We start from the raw sequence: 757 nt of genomic DNA, 5'->3' as shown, positions 1-757 counted from the left end.
GATGTAGCAGGCTATGCAACTCTTATTAAAAACGAACTAATGCAAGCACAAGAGGCTGGCGAAAAAAGAAAATAATTATATTTTGTATAAAAAATCTTTTTTTAGCACTTTCATGTTATAATAAACCAAATTTTATGGAGCAGAAAATGAAAAACAAAACCCTTCTGGCATCATTATTTTTGGTTGTAGCATTGGCAGGATGTTCAACAAAAGGTGCTATTTCAAAAAACGACCTAGAAACTCGTGGCTGCGAAGCTTTTAACTTTGATAGTTTATTATTATCAAAGGCTCACTCAGTAGAATTTGTTGATTTTAGATCGGCAGATGAACGTAATTTTCAAAATGGTCTATGGACAACAAAAGAATACTGCGACATGTCAAGACTATCCCTAACAGAACTCATAGTAAAATATGGCGAGAAAACAAGGCATACCAACATCGTAACTGTTGGCAAGGGCAAGCTTATAAAACAAGACGATTTAACTCCAACTAGAGTTGAAATTCAAGGTTCAAAACTTCAGTATCAAAGACAAGAAGGCAAAAGCACGTTTAACTTTGTTGCTGCTAATGGCAAAGATGTCATAAATTTCAAAGAAGGCGAGCATATAAAACTCGATGGTGTAGGTTATAGATTTTATAACAGAAGAGAGTATAAAAATGCTAAAGAGCTTTGGCAAATAGAAGTCATTGATGACGCTGGAGCTATAAGCACAATGGATCTAAATCAAAACAAATTTATGTTTGGGTCATATAAGAT

At 33.9% G+C, this 757-nt stretch carries 1 protein-coding gene; it reads left to right on the top strand.

Annotation, left to right across the window (positions count from 1 at the left end):
* Positions 1 to 146 precede the first annotated feature (146 nt).
* On the top strand, positions 147 to 757 hold a 611-nt coding region (locus tag CYP28_RS02215), incomplete at its 3' end, for a hypothetical protein (RefSeq protein WP_141090910.1).

The sequence above is a fragment of the Campylobacter concisus genome, from assembly GCF_002914195.1.
In the GTDB taxonomy this organism is placed as follows: Bacteria; Campylobacterota; Campylobacteria; order Campylobacterales; family Campylobacteraceae; genus Campylobacter_A; species Campylobacter_A concisus_M.
Note: the sequence above shows the minus strand (reverse complement) of the source record. Positions and strands in the feature narration are given on the sequence as shown.